Annotated in this window: 14 protein-coding genes; 6 read left to right on the top strand and 8 right to left on the bottom strand. The window is 42.0% G+C overall.

What is annotated here, in order from left to right; genetic code table 11:
- The first annotated feature begins 252 nt into the window (after positions 1-252).
- The 6 genes from pipX to CLI64_RS25130 all read left to right on the top strand — a co-directional run bounded on the left by pipX (position 253) and on the right by CLI64_RS25130 (position 6,918).
- Positions 253-531, top strand: a complete 279-nt coding sequence (pipX, locus tag CLI64_RS25155) for a transcriptional coactivator PipX (RefSeq protein ID WP_103139790.1) — start codon at positions 253-255, stop codon at positions 529-531.
- Positions 528-1,196, top strand: coding sequence for a YggS family pyridoxal phosphate-dependent enzyme (locus CLI64_RS25150; RefSeq protein ID WP_103139789.1), 669 nt, complete (start codon positions 528-530; stop codon positions 1,194-1,196). The genes pipX and CLI64_RS25150 overlap by 4 nt, the downstream gene beginning before the upstream one ends.
- Before the next feature lie 468 nt (positions 1,197-1,664).
- Positions 1,665-2,258, top strand: a complete 594-nt coding sequence (locus CLI64_RS25145) for a cell division protein SepF (RefSeq protein WP_103139788.1) — start codon at positions 1,665-1,667, stop codon at positions 2,256-2,258.
- A gap of 243 nt (positions 2,259-2,501) precedes the next feature.
- Positions 2,502-3,317 (top strand): pyrroline-5-carboxylate reductase, encoded by an 816-nt coding sequence (gene proC / locus CLI64_RS25140; protein ID WP_103139787.1) that lies wholly within the window; start codon positions 2,502-2,504, stop codon positions 3,315-3,317.
- Positions 3,318-3,473: 156 nt separating this feature from the next.
- Positions 3,474-6,146, top strand: coding sequence for an RNA helicase (locus CLI64_RS25135; protein WP_103139786.1), 2,673 nt, complete (start codon positions 3,474-3,476; stop codon positions 6,144-6,146).
- 97 nt (positions 6,147-6,243) lie between these two features.
- Positions 6,244-6,918 carry a hypothetical protein gene (locus CLI64_RS25130; RefSeq protein ID WP_103139785.1) on the top strand — a complete coding sequence of 225 codons (675 nt, stop codon included), beginning with the start codon at positions 6,244-6,246 and terminating at the stop codon, positions 6,916-6,918.
- 130 nt (positions 6,919-7,048) lie between these two features.
- Here CLI64_RS25130 and CLI64_RS25125 read toward each other — a convergent pair whose 3' ends face one another.
- From CLI64_RS25125 to CLI64_RS25090, 8 genes are all read right to left on the bottom strand, one after another.
- Positions 7,049-8,545: a cryptochrome/photolyase family protein gene (locus CLI64_RS25125; protein ID WP_103139784.1), complete on the bottom strand. Its 1,497-nt coding sequence runs from the start codon at positions 8,543-8,545 to the stop codon at positions 7,049-7,051.
- A 197-nt stretch (positions 8,546-8,742) separates the two neighbouring features.
- Positions 8,743-8,997, bottom strand: coding sequence for a TIGR03643 family protein (locus CLI64_RS25120; RefSeq protein WP_103139783.1), 255 nt, complete (start codon positions 8,995-8,997; stop codon positions 8,743-8,745).
- Positions 8,998-9,124: 127 nt separating this feature from the next.
- Positions 9,125-9,547 carry a DUF4189 domain-containing protein gene (locus tag CLI64_RS25115; protein WP_103139782.1) on the bottom strand — a complete coding sequence of 141 codons (423 nt, stop codon included), beginning with the start codon at positions 9,545-9,547 and terminating at the stop codon, positions 9,125-9,127.
- Between the two features lie 62 nt (positions 9,548-9,609).
- Positions 9,610-10,290 carry a glycerol-3-phosphate 1-O-acyltransferase PlsY gene (gene plsY / locus CLI64_RS25110; RefSeq protein ID WP_103139781.1) on the bottom strand — a complete coding sequence of 227 codons (681 nt, stop codon included), beginning with the start codon at positions 10,288-10,290 and terminating at the stop codon, positions 9,610-9,612.
- A 117-nt stretch (positions 10,291-10,407) separates the two neighbouring features.
- Positions 10,408-11,058, bottom strand: a complete 651-nt coding sequence (locus tag CLI64_RS25105; RefSeq protein ID WP_103139780.1) for a Uma2 family endonuclease — start codon at positions 11,056-11,058, stop codon at positions 10,408-10,410.
- Positions 11,059-11,237: 179 nt separating this feature from the next.
- Positions 11,238-12,467 (bottom strand): DUF3086 domain-containing protein, encoded by a 1,230-nt coding sequence (locus CLI64_RS25100; RefSeq protein WP_103139779.1) that lies wholly within the window; start codon positions 12,465-12,467, stop codon positions 11,238-11,240.
- Between the two features lie 172 nt (positions 12,468-12,639).
- Complete coding sequence (locus CLI64_RS25095; RefSeq protein WP_103140864.1) at positions 12,640-13,056, bottom strand: DUF3119 family protein; 417 nt, start codon at positions 13,054-13,056, stop codon at positions 12,640-12,642.
- Positions 13,057-13,182: 126 nt separating this feature from the next.
- Complete coding sequence (locus CLI64_RS25090) at positions 13,183-13,983, bottom strand: MlaE family lipid ABC transporter permease subunit (RefSeq protein WP_103139778.1); 801 nt, start codon at positions 13,981-13,983, stop codon at positions 13,183-13,185.
- Positions 13,984-14,024: the final 41 nt, after the last annotated feature.

The raw sequence follows: 14,024 nt of genomic DNA, 5'->3' as shown, positions 1-14,024 counted from the left end.
TGGAAATAGGTCAAAATCTCCCATACTTCGTTGTTTCTCTTTTACCTTTTATGAATGCCTTTTACTTTCGTGTAAAAGTTTCATCTACCCTACCTGAAAATAGATCAAGGTTTGTCTAAAGTCCTTTAAAGGGTAGAATTTGCTAGTTTGCAAATCAGTCTCCGCAAATATTCTGGCGACAGGGAGATATTATCGTCTGAGTATTTGTCACTCACTGCAAAAAAATATATTATTCTCCTACTTGATTAATAGATGAATCCAGAAAGCGCAGAAACTTACATCAATCATCCTACTTGGGGCTTACTATATCGGATCTGTATGGTTGATGAAGCCCAGGATTTGTTCACTACACTCTATGCACAACGTTTATTTTTTCTGGTGGTGAACGACATGAAAGCCCTAAAGTTTCAACCCATAGGACGCACAGAGGCGAGAATGTTGTTGGAAAATCGTTTACGGACTTTGCGTCGCAATGGTCAATCACAGGAGTACGATCAGCTTCAGAGTGTTTTCCAACGCACATTCCAATGACTAGTTCGATTAGCGAACGTATTAATCAAATTCGTGCATCCATCCCACCTTCAGTTCGGTTAATTGCTGTTACTAAGCAAATGCCAACTGAAGCTATCCGCGCCGCCTATGCTGCTGGTATCCGTGATTTCGGTGAAAATCGCATCCAAGAGGCTGCTACTAAACAAGCACAACTACAAGATTTATCAGACATCACTTGGCACTTTATCGGCCATTTACAAACTAATAAAGCCAAAAAAGCCCTTGAACAATTTCACTGGATTCACTCCGTGGATAGCTTGCCATTGGCACAACGTCTGAATCAATTAGCCGGACAACTAGAGATCAGACCCCAAGTCTGTCTACAGGTCAAAATCCTCCCTGATCCTAGTAAGTCCGGCTGGACTGTGCCAGAACTACTCGCTGATTTACCCGCCCTTGACCAGTGTGAAAATTTACAAATTCAGGGTTTGATGACAATTCCGCCAATGGGTTTAACCGATGCGGAAAATTTATATGTATTTAATAGCACACATCATTTAGCCAAAGACATTGCTGCCCAAAACTGGAATCACATCAAAATGCAGGAGTTGTCGATGGGGATGTCAGGAGACTACGAATTAGCCATACAAGCTGGGGCAACGATGGTAAGATTGGGGACTATCCTATTTGGTAAACGCACTTAGGTAAAACAACCCTACCATTGTGTGGTTGTGTATTTATTTGCCCAGTATGATATACTGACAAAACCAATCATACTAGTGTTATAAATTACTTAAAAATTAATTTTAAGAAAAATAAACACTCAAAAAAATCCATTTAATTCGACTTATTTACGGAGCGTTGTAGAGATATAATCTTGACTCAATTATTGTGTCTAGGTTAATGTACAGGCGTTCCACATAACACCAATTTAAAAAAGTACAGTGATAGATACACTTGGTCAAACACTTGTGATCTATAGCTACCTCAATATTAAATTTTGAGTTGTGATTTTGAATTGGTGCAACGCCAGTCCATTGCCAATAACAGTAGTAGATGCTACAAATAGCGATAAAATTATTGAGATTGTCAGCCCTTTGTAGCGTTGTGATTGGCTACACTAGCTATGAACCGGATAATAGAGGCAATTATCAGCAGGAGCGTCACTAAACATGAATAATATATTTTCTAAGTTGCGAGATTTCGTCGGTCTCAATGAACAAGTAGAATACGAATACTACGAAGAAGAACCAGATACAGATAACTACCAAAATCTGTATCAACAGGAAAATCCTCAGCCAGCACCTGCACAAACTGCCCCATCCAATCGACGTTGGCGAGAAACAGCGAATACAATTGGTGATGACGTGGAAACAGGAACAAAATCAACGATGGGGAATGTGATTGGTATGCCAGGAGCAATTAACGGGATTTCTGAAGTATTAGTTCTAGAACCTCGGACATTTGAAGAAATGCCCCAGGCAATTCAAGCATTGCGTGAGCGGAAATCAGTAGTGTTGAACTTAACCATCATGGATCCAGATCAAGCACAACGTGCAGTTGATTTTGTGGCTGGTGGAACCTACGCATTAGATGGACATCAAGAACGTATTGGCGAAAGTATCTTTTTGTTTACACCCAGCTGTGTGCAAGTCAGCACCCAAGGTGGAGTTATTCATGAAGTACCCCAACACCCAGCCCGTCCTTCCCGCCCCGCAAATCCTACACCAACTTGGGGCAGCGAACCCAATCGGATGGCACAATAGAGTTAAATTAGTTATTAGTCATTAGTCAATAGTCCAAAGTCCAAAGTTTTCGACTATTGACTAATGACCCAACAAATTTTAGATTTTAAATTTTGGATTTTGGATTGTAACGCACTAACAAATGGTGCGTAGGATAAATAAGACTAAAACTCACAAAGTTCTGGACTTTAACGTATTTTTCAATTCAAAATCACAAATCTAACTTCCAAAATTCTTTGACCAGTGACTAATGACTAATAACTAATGACTATCAAATTTGGTTTAATTGGTGGCGGGGTAATGGGAGAATCGCTCTTATCCCGCCTAATTGCGCGAGAAATTTACCGCCCTTCAGAAGTTATAGTCAGTGAACCGCAAGCAGCGCGTCAAGCTTTTTTAAAACAAAAATATGATGTGACACTCACCACAGATAATTGTTTGGTGTTTAGTCAAACTCAGGAAGTCCTGTTTTTAGCAGTAAAACCACAGGTATTTACCGCGATCGCTCAAGAATTAGCAGATATTATTTTATTGTCAAAAAACTCGCCCCTAGTCATCTCGATTTTGGCAGGGGTATCTTTAAGTCAACTAGAAGCAGCATTTCCTCAATTACCAGTTATTCGAGCCATGCCCAACACCCCCGCCACCGTAGGCGCAGGGATGACAGCCATGTGTTTAGGTGCATATACCAATTCTAAGCACCAACAGCTAGCACAAGAAATATTTTCAGCCGTTGGGGAAGTAGTGGAAGTCTCCGAATCCTTAATGGATGCTGTCACAGGCTTATCTGGCAGTGGCCCGGCTTACGTAGCTATCTTAGTAGAAGCCCTAGCCGACGGAGGAGTCGCTGCCGGTTTACCCAGACCAATTGCTAATCAACTAGCATTACAAACCGTACTAGGAACAACCAAATTACTGCAAGAGAGCAGAATGCACCCAGCAGAATTAAAAGACCGCGTTACCAGTCCCGGTGGCACAACCATTGCAGGTTTAGCAAAACTCGAACAAGCCGGATTTCGTTCTGCTCTCATTGAAGCAGTCAAAGCTGCCACATGGCGATCGCAAGAATTGGGGAAATGAGGTATGGGGCATGGGGCATGGGGCATAGGGCATGGTTGACAAGGTAGACAAGGTAGATTTTTTCCCAATTCCCAATGCCCAATTCCCAATCTTTACTGTCGAAGTTGACAAAAGACTCGTTAATATAGTAAACAGTCCGGTTGTAAAAGTGATTGAGTGAATTATCCCGCCTCATCAAAAGAACTAGACTTAGGGTTGATATTTCCCTTTGATCTGGATCAATTTCAAAAAGATGCGATCGCGTCCCTCAACGCGGGACGCTCTGTTGTTGTCTGTGCGCCCACAGGTTCAGGCAAAACTTTAATCGGTGAATACGCTATTTATCGCGCCCTAGCACATGGCAAACGGGTGTTTTATACCACCCCTTTAAAGGCGTTATCTAATCAAAAATTACGTGACTTCCGCGAAAAATTTGGGTTTGATAATGTAGGGCTACTCACAGGAGATGCTTCCATCAATAGGGATGCCTCCATTTTGGTGATGACCACCGAGATTTTTCGTAATATGCTCTACGGTACACCCATTGGGCAAGTCGGTATTTCCTTGGTGGATGTGGAAGCGGTGGTCTTGGATGAGTGCCACTATATGAACGATCGCCAACGTGGTACAGTCTGGGAAGAATCGATTATCTACTGTCCCCGTGAAGTGCAGCTAGCTGCACTGTCAGCTACCGTTGCCAATAGTGACCAGCTTACCGACTGGCTCAACCGTGTCCACGGCCCTACTGACCTGATTTATTCCGATTTTCGCCCTGTTCCCTTGGAATTTCATTACTGTAATCCCAAAGGACTCTTCCCGCTACTCAACGACAGCAAAACCAAAATTAATCCCCGCCTTGCTAATAGAGGTAAAAGAAGACAAGGGGACAAAGGCAGACCAGAAGCCCCCAGCATTCTCTACACCCTGAACCACCTCCAGCAACGGGATATGCTACCGGCGATTTACTTTATTTTTAGTCGTCGGGGATGTGACAAAGCCGTCGCTGAGGTAGGTGACTTGTGGCTAGTGGACAATGACGAATCCCAAACACTGCGGCGGCAAATTGACGATTTTTTAACCCGTAACCCCGAAGCCGGACGTTCAGGACAAATTGCTCCCTTGTATCGTGGTATTGCTGCCCACCACGCTGGCATTCTACCGGCTTGGAAGGTGTTAGTCGAAGAATTATTCCAACAAGGTTTAATTAAAGTCGTCTTCGCCACTGAAACCCTAGCTGCCGGCATTAATATGCCCGCCAGAACAACAGTAATTTCCACCCTCTCCAAACGCACCGACACAGGACACCGCCTGTTAAACGCTTCGGAATTCCTGCAAATGGCCGGGAGGGCAGGTCGGCGGGGGATGGATAAACAAGGTCATGTCGTCACACTCCAAACTCCCTTTGAAGGTGCAAAAGAAGCCGCTTATTTAGCAACATCCCAGCCCGATCCCCTAGTTAGCCAGTTTACTCCTAGCTATGGCATGGTGTTAAACCTGCTGCAAACTCACACCATTGAGGAAGCAAAGGAACTCATAGAACGTAGTTTTGGGCAGTATATGGCGACATTACACCTTAAACCAGACTATGAGTTAATTGAAGACTTACAAGCCCAATTAGCGGGACTGCATGAGCAAATAGCCTCAGTCAGTGAACATGAACTGCTGATTTATGAAAAACTGCGTCAACGCCTCAAAGCAGAAAAGCAGTTGTTAAAAACACTACAAGAGCAAGCCCAAGAAGCACGAAAAGACCAAATTAAAATGTTGCTGGACTTTGCAGTCTCAGGGACATTACTGAGCCTCAAAGGTGAAAATATTATAGTTTCCACACCGATAACGGCAGTTTTAGTTGGTCAGTCGCCCACAGCAGGAAAATCTAGCTATTTGGTATGTTTAGGGCAAGATAATCGCTGGTATGTTGTTTCTAATGAAGATGTTGTCGATTTATACGCGGAACTACCCCGCCTAGAGGTTCCACAGGAAATTATTCCACCCCCACATTTAGTCTTTAAACCAGGACATTCCTGTCGTGGGGATGAAATGACAGCTGCGATCGCTCAAAATATCCCTGATCCTGATGGGTCTTTGCATCTATCTCCAGAAGTAGCCGAACAACTCAGTCGCGTTAATGCTGTGCAAGCACAATTAGAAGCAAATCCCTTGTATCAATCAGGAAGTGTTGCCAAAGTTTTCAAGCGTCGGGAACGCTACGCCGAAATTCAAGAAGAACTAGAAGCATTACAGCAGCAAGTAGAACAGCAATCCCAACGTTACTGGGAAGAATTTCTCAATCTCATCACGATTTTGCAGCAATTTGACTGTTTAGATAACCTAGTCCCCACCCAGTTAGGACAAGTAGCCGCCGCCATTCGCGGAGAAAATGAACTGTGGTTAGGTTTAGCCTTAGCTAGTGGTGAATTGAACAATTTAGATCCCCAGCATTTAGCTGCTGTCATCGCGGCTTTAGTTACAGAAACCCCTCGTCCCGATAGCAGAGTCAACTTTAATCTGTCACCAGAGATAGATGCAGCATGGACGAAGTTACAAAAAATCCGGCGTGCTGTCTTAAAAGTACAGTACCGTCATGGTGTAACCTTGCCGGTAGGGTTAGAGAATCGTTACATAGGTTTAATTGCCTTAGTGGAACAATGGGCATTAGGTACAGAATGGGTAGAATTATGTGAAAACACTACCTTAGATGAGGGTGATGTGGTGCGAATTTTACGGCGAACACTAGATTTACTCTCACAAATCCCCCATGTCCCCCACCTGCCGGATTCCTTGCAGCGTAACGCTTATCGTGCTATGCAACTCATTGATCGATTCCCCGTCAATGAAGTAGTGGAGTAATTGGGGATTGGGGACTGGGGACTGGGGAATAAAAACTTCACTCAGCACTCACTACTCATTACTCAGCACTCGGCACTTACTCGTAAGGTTGATAAATATGAAAGCTTCTATCCCAACTGTGGCTGTAGCTACTTTAGCAGTATTACTGGGTTGTTCAACGCCTGGAGTTGTCGCACCTCCACAGAAAACTGATTCAAGTGTAACTGTTGCTCAAGTACCTACTTTAAAAGACACTTTAATCGTACCAGGGGAAAGGGTAGGCCCTGTAACGCGCACAACCACAAGGAAGGATTTAGCTAAAATTTTTGGTGCATCTAGTCTAGTTGATAAAACAATTCCTGGTGCGGAAGGGATAGGTAATTTTGCTGCAACTCAAGTTAATTTGAGTCAAGGACGTTCATTTTTAATCGTTTGGAGTGATAACAACCGCACCAAACCTTCAGAGGTGCGTGACTTGGGTACTGCGTGGAAAACCCGTGAAGGTATTGGTGTCGGGACTCCCTGGAGTGTGTTACGTCAAAAGTTGGGAGATTTCAAACTCTTTGGCTTAGGTTGGGATTACGGCGGGACGATTCTCTTAGAAAGTAGTAAACTATCTCGCTATGAAGGCAAGCTAATTATCAGGGTGAGTGCAGATACTAAAGCATCAGAAAGATATCCTCAAGATTATCAGGCTGTGTCAGGCGATCGCACTTTTGCCTCTACAAATCGTCGTTGGCAAAAATTAGGAATGAAGGTATCTCAAATAATTGTCATCCTCAATCCCAGTTGAAGAAAAACACACCCTGAATCGATTTTGGATTTTGGATTTTAGATTTCGGATTGAATTTATTTACTCAACAAGACATCTATCCCCCTTGTCTCCCTTGTCTCCCTTGTCCTTACAAGATCATATTCGAGTATTAACTATTCCACCAATCTTGAGCCTGTTGACGAATTAAATTTAACTCTTCTGGGGACATTTTATCGAGGTTTTTCAAAATAAAACTCATCCGTCCTTGAGTTTGCAATTTATCGCGGTGTTGTTCTAGAAAATACCAATAAAAGAAGTTGAAAGGACAAGCATCTTTACCAAATTTTTCTTTGTGGTTATAAACACAACCTTTGCAATAATCACTCATCTTATTGATGTAATTGGCAGATGCAGCATAAGGTTTTGATGCTAATATTCCCCCATCTGCAAATAAACCCATCCCAATCACATTGGTTTGCATCACCCAATCATAAGCGTCAATAAACACAGCATGAAACCAATTTTCTATAGCTTGTGGTGAAATTCCCGCAATCAAAGCAAAGTTACTCAATACCATTAATCGCTGGATATGATGAGCATAACCTGTATGTTGCACTTGAGTAAGAGTCTGGTGTAAACAATTCATCTTAGTTTCACCAGTCCAAAAGAATTCCGGTAATGGTTGAGTGTGATTAAACCAATTGTGATTAGGGTAATCTGCATCAACAAAATGATAGATTCCCCGCATATATTCCCGCCAGCCTAACACCTGACGGATAAAACCTTCTACACTATTTAATGGTAAATTGTGCTGGTGATAAGCTTGTTCTGCGGCTTGAATAACTTCTAAAGGTTGCAATAAACCGAGATTTAAATAAGGTGAAATTAAAGCGTGCCACATGGTTTCTTCACCTGTTACCATTGCGTCTTGGTGAGTACCAAAATCAGCTAATCTTTGTTGAATAAACCAATCTAAAACTTGCAATGCTTGCTGACGAGTCACTCCCCAACGAAATGGCTCAATATCTCCGTAGGCGGGAATATTCAGAGATTTAACTTTAGTAATAACAGCAAGGGTAATCTCATCAGGTGTAAACCATTGTGCTGGAGGTGTATTTAATTTACCTTTGGGTGGTTGACGATTTTCTTTATCTAAATTCCACTGTCCACCAATTGGTTTATCTTGCTCCATCAAAATCTGAAAACGCTTTCTACCTTCGCGATAGAAATCTTCCATTAATAGGCGTTTACGATTTTTAGCCCAATGGTTAAATTCTTCTGTACTCCACAAAAAATGGTTGTTAGGAATTAAGTTAATTTGACAAGATAAATCTAAACTTTGAATGAATTGAGTAAATGGTCTATCATTGGGTATCATCACCCGCAATTCGGTAATATTTTGGCTTTGAATCCACGCTTTTAACGGTGTGATGAAATCAGCGCAGATTTCATAAGTGACAGCATATTTTTGCTGACGCAATTCTTCAGCAAAGTGACGCATTGCTGACCACACTAAGACCAATTTTTGCTGATGATAAGGACGTACCTGTATATGTTGTAGTGATTCAATGAAAATTACAGGTAGATTTTTTTGATGAGAACAACTTTGTAGTGCTGCTTGTTGTTCCCAAAGCTGATCGCCTAGTATCCAAACACCAATGGTCATTAGTTGTTAGTCAATAGTCAATAGTTATTAGTTTATTTGACTTAATTCTTTAACTCAGTATAACAATTTAAAAAAACAAACTATGTTAAGCAATTTAAAATATTAGGATTCATTTCGTAGTAAGGACTTTAGTCCTTTTGTGTTCGCGGAGCATCTAGTAGAGAGAACTAAAGTTCTCAATACCAACCTTTAATTATTTAGGTTTTTTGGTTATTTGACTTAAATCTTCCTGCAAGAAATTCTCGCTGATTGAGGTGCTTTGTTTTGCGTTTGGTGACTCGTTCGCGCCACAGCCGAAAACTAGATTCTTTCATTTCACGCCTCATAAGTGCAATCACTTGCTTTTCTAATAAGCCAAATTGCGCTTCAATGGCTTCAAAGGGGGTTCTATCTTCCCAAGCCATTTCTATAATGCGATCTATGGTGTCAGAATCTAGTTCGGGTAATTTCATGGAAGATTTGCAGTTTTCAATATTCTCACCATCTAATGATTTTAGAGCAAACAAGACAAAAGTAAAAAGTTGAAAAGCAATTGCTACATTTACTTATTGATTTTACTTTTTACTTTTTACTTTTCAATTAATATCTTGCTTCTCTGGTATGAACGACGCGACAATTAACACCGCCATATTGTCTGCAAGTTTGTACAGCATATTGTCCAGCAATTGTACGACCCCTTCTAGGGTTGTTGGTATCATAACCCCAGCCTGAACCATAAGCACCATTAGAACCGACGGCTAAAGCACCCCAAGCATTTTTAAACCATACTGGAACAGAGCAATCACCAGCACGAGATTTGCGTTGACAATGAGCTAAAGCTCTGCGTTCAGCTTCTTGGCGCGAGGAGGCGGTGACGGATGTGTAAACTCCTGTAGACTGGGAGTAAGCGATCGCACCAAACACATCTCGGCTTTGAGCTTGGGCAACTTGGGTCAATCCTGGTAAAGTAGCTAATACGGTGGCGGTTGCTAATAAAGTTTTCTGTAGTGTATTTGCCAACATCAGTTATGTGTGTGAACTCGATGTTCAAAACTACAGTTTCTATATGTAGGCATTCCGCAATTTTATGTGTTACTTTCTGTTTCAGTTATTAGCTTCTGTCCAATTTTTGGTTCTGTGCCAGCTAATAACCGTTCAATATTAGTGCGATGACGGAAAACTACATACAAACCACCAGCGACACCAAACAATATATAAGGTAAGGGTTGGTGGAAAATTACCATCACGATGGAAACAGCGATCGCGCCACTGATAGAACTGAGTGATACAATCCGCGATATTGCTACCACTACGGCAAACACACCCAGTGTAGCTAAACCCACTTGCCAAGACATCGCCAGCAAAATTCCCAAACTGGTAGCGACAGATTTACCACCTGTAAAACCGAGAAAAATAGATTTGCTATGTCCCAAAATCGCGGCTAAACCCACTATAGTCACTAGCCAAGGTTGCCAAAGTGTTACGTCTACTGTGGTGGGAATCAGATTTTGACTAGAGGCAAAGCTAAACAAATAGTAGACTAAAGCGATCGCTAACACTCCCTTTAAGCAATCTACCAATAAAACGAATGCTCCCGCCCCTTTTCCCAAGGTTCTCAGAACATTAGTTGCACCCGTTGAGCCTGAACCCACTTCTCGGATATCAATACCTTTAAGTTGTTTAACCGCAATATAGCCTGTGGGGAAAGAACCTAACAGGTAAGCGACAAGTACAACTACACCACACAAACTTAACCAAACAGCCATAGGAAATCCACAAGCGTCAATAGTTTATAGGAATAGTCTATATTGAGTCGTTCAAGTTAATGTCATAAATCAGGCTATCACCCATTGACGCTTACGCACTCCGCTTTTTGAAACTTTCTATTTTGCTAGCAGTTCACGTACCCATTGACGAAATGCTCGTCTTGCTGCACTAGATCCTTGTGTCAGACTCAATTGTAAGAATTGTAATATGCCCTCAATAACAGGCAATTCTGCAAAGATAGAGCTATTTTTTACTTCAATATACTCTCCTTGCTCCAGCAAAAAAACCTGTAACTTTTCATTTGCGTAACACCAAAGTTCAGGTACTTTCAAAGCTAGATAAGCTGAAAGCTGAGTTTTGAAAGTGACATCAATTTCGATTGCTAAATCCGGTGGTGGATCAACTGACAAATCTATCCGTCGCTTGCCGATCATTTTACTAGCGTTTTGGATGTAGAAACAGGTATCTGGTTCGATAACTGCTGACATTTCTGAACGCTTAAATGTAGTTGAACCGTAACCTTCCCAATCAAGTTCTAACTCATCCAGTAACAGTTTAACCATATCGCCAATGAGTTCTTTTGTCACTTCATGTTCTGGTAACGGCATCCGAATTTCTAGCACCCCTTGATAATAATTAACTCGTGCGGCGCGGTGTTCTCCGATTTCGTCTAAGATGGCTTCAAACTCATTCCAACTGATATCTCGCAATATCAAACATTGTCCTGGTTGAACATCAATTTGACGCAGTTGTAGTGTAACAACCATTGAATCCTCCGTACCGTCGAATGTTCGGGATTATGCCATTTTGGATTTTAGATTTTGGAATCCTTTACTGGTGAGCTTTTGGGCAATCAATTGATCACAATCAATTTTCAAATTGGTATTAGTTTCACACTTTTATTAGCCGTTAACTGTTGACTATTGACTATTGACTATTGACCAACCTAAAAATCATCATCATAATTTCTCATGGTTTTTGGATCTGGGGCGAACGCTAACCATAGAGGAAATTGCAAAAGTCCCAGGCTGATTTGCTCCTCGGAATCATCAATCAAAATTAACGGGAGTTGATTAGTTTTCACAAGACGATCTGCTTTCTGTGCTAAAGCATCGGCTGTCTCAAATAATACTACACCTCTATCTGGGCCAAAGTCTGGACGACCTATGCCTAAACAGTCTTGTAAACCGCGCCGCCATTCACCTAGACGCTCAGGTGTGTTAGCTAAAACCAGGGTGCGGAGGCGATCGCCATATAGTTTATGTAATATCGAAATTGCCGCCGATGCAATCAATACATTTTGCAAGCGACTCCCCATTGTCCGCAAAGCACCGCGTCCACCTTGATTAAAAAACCAATTGGCAACTCTCTCAGCGTGGACTGGTTCAAAAGTACGGCGTAATTGCCAAGCCGGGCCATAATAATCGGGTTTATTACGATATTGGTCAATGAGGCGGCGAATTTGTTTAGTTGTGTCTTGAAACTGTTGTGGCGCAAATTGCGGAGTTCCTGCTTGTGGTTCAGCCTGTTTTACTTCTTTAATCACTACGGCTGGTTTTTCTCTTTCTGTAACAGGTGGAACTAGCTGTAGTTGCTCGGCGGCGGCGGCTAAATCTTGTAAGCTACCAGTGAGATAGTCTTTAAACCCTTGTACCCGAATTGCTAAGTCTTGAGAAGCACCAGCAAAAGTAGTTCGCATCTCGTTGCGAATCCGTTCTTGGCGACGTTCTAACTGTTCTATAGAAATTTGTAGGGTTTGTTTGCGTTGTTCTAGCTGTACTAGAGATTCTTGTACTACTTTTCCTAGTGCAGTTTGAGTTTCCCTAATTTGTTCTTGAAGAGTATTGTATGTTGTTTGCAAGTTGGCAATTTCTGCCTTGAGAGTAGCTTCTGTGTTTTGCAATTCAGCAATAACTTGTTCTGATTCTATCGGTGAACCCAGTATGTTACTTTCCGCTTCGGCTTCCTGTACAAATGCTACTGGTACTTCTGTATTACAGATAACCTCAGAATTGCCATCCTCTGAAGACGGATTAACAGATGAAGTTTGATCTACTATTTCCATAACAGATGCTTCCGCAGGAGTTTCTGGATTTTCCGGCTGAGGGTTTTCTGCTTGGATTTGTTCCAACCATTCATCAATCGGTTCTGGGGTTTGAGATTCCTCTGGGTTCATAAACTATAATGCAATCCCTATAAAACAAAATAAATAGCTTTCAAAAATATACTATTGAGTGCCTGCGAATTGCCTGAAAATTCCTGATTTATCAGTCTAACTCGAAACTAGCAACCGTCAAAGACACCCACTATAGCCGGTTTTAGCTGGAGTGAACTAATAGTATTTGCGGCTAAATCCGTGGACAACGTTCTTCTAAGCAGGTTCGGAGGGTTTTGGGGTCGAACAAAATTGGTAAAAAGTGAATACTGTTAATTTCTTTAAAATAAAACAGTATGGGAACGGGATACCAGAAAATTCGCCAGTTTTGCCATTCTCGGTAAGGAAAACGCCGAATTAGATTTTCACCTCTTTTGATATCTAAGTCAGTGGCGGTAAATTGCAACCGCAGAGTCACTGCTTGAAATAAAAGGAATAAACCCAAAAGTGCAAATACTGCTCCCAGCAAGGGTTGTACAAACATGAGTGGAATAGCAGTAATTACCAGCACTATGGGGATATTATAACTAGGCTTAAGTTCCACCGTTGATGTGAAGTTGGGAGCAATTGAACTAGTCACAGTTTCTTGTCCTGTTTTTTTAGTAAACACTCCCCCCATTGTAAAAGTTAAAAGTTCGCCAAAAAAGATCACTTCACCAATCACTCACCCCTCACCCCTCACCCCTCACCACTCAACACTCAACACTCAACACTCACTACTCAGCACTCACCACTCCTAAAACCCTTGCAAAAACGCGCTACCCGTTCCCTGAAACATAATCCATGATAGAAAAAAGTTGCTGACAAAGATGATGAGCAACGCTGTCACAACGGCTGTTGTAGTTGATTGTCCGACACCTTTAGCACCTCCGGTTGTGGTTAGACCCCAACTGCAACCAATTACGGCGATTAATATTCCAAAACAACAGGCTTTAATCATCGCACTGAAAATATCCCAGCTACCTAGAAGGTTACGGGCTGAGTCTAAAAACGTTGTGTCGGAAATACCATACATACTGGTAGAAATCAGTAACCCTCCCAACATTCCTGTCACCAGAGACAAGAGGGTTAAGATAGGTAACATTAAACAACAAGCTAGTAAGCGGGGAATGACTAAATAATCGATGGGGTCGGTTCTGAGCATTAACATGGCATCAATTTGTTCTGTAACCCGCATCGTGCCAATTTCTGCGGCGAATGCAGAACCAACGCGCCCTGCTAAGATTACGGCTGTGAGTACGGGTGATAATTCTCGTGTTAATGCTACGGCCAAAACTCCACCGACTAGATTTCCTGCACCAAAATTAATAAATTCTCGCGCCACTTGAATAGTAAAGACTGCGCCTACAAACACCGCAGTTAGCAAAGCAATAAATAGTGAATCTGGCCCGACTGCGGCCATTTGTTCTCTAGTATTGCGCCAATGGACTTTTCCCCTTAGTAGGTGAACCATAGCTTGTCCACCTAAAAACACCGCCGCCAGCAATCGCTGACTCCACGTTCCTAAGCCAGATTTGGATGTAGTGTCACTAGTCATTAGTCATTTAGTCATTAGTCATTAGTCATTAGTGTAGTTCT

It is taken from the genome of Nostoc sp. CENA543 (assembly GCF_002896875.1).
GTDB lineage: Bacteria > Cyanobacteriota > Cyanobacteriia > Cyanobacteriales > Nostocaceae > Trichormus.
Note: the sequence above shows the minus strand (reverse complement) of the source record. Positions and strands in the feature narration are given on the sequence as shown.